Raw genomic sequence first — 393 nt, forward strand, 5'->3', positions numbered from 1 at the left:
TTCGGCCTGCTGGCCCTGCTGATTGCCTTCACCTTCTCCGGCGCGGCCACGCGCATGGATGCCCGGCGAACCTTGATCGTCGCGGAAACCAATGCCATGGGCACCGCCTGGCTGCGCCTGGACCTGCTGCCAGTCGCCCACCAGCCAGCCTTGCGCCAGGATTTTCGCGACTATGTGGACGCACGCATCGCCTATTACCGCGACCTGACCGACATCGAACGCGCCACCCGGGAAAACGCCCGGGCCAATGCCCTGCAACTGGTTATCTGGAAAAAGGCCGTGGCCTCGTTGCAGGACATGCCGACACCGACCCTGGGGGTCAGCGCGTTGCAGGCGCTCAACGAGATGATCGACATCACCACCACCCGCAGCGTGGCGCTGGAAACCCATCCA

At 64.6% G+C, this 393-nt stretch carries 1 pseudogene; it reads left to right on the forward strand.

The features are described from left to right. Positions 1-393: pseudogene (locus HX773_RS25510) on the forward strand (hypothetical protein); the annotation flags it as partial.

Origin of the sequence: Pantoea sp. B9002 (assembly GCF_013385945.1) — a bacterium.
Taxonomy (GTDB): Bacteria; Pseudomonadota; Gammaproteobacteria; order Enterobacterales; family Enterobacteriaceae; genus Pantoea.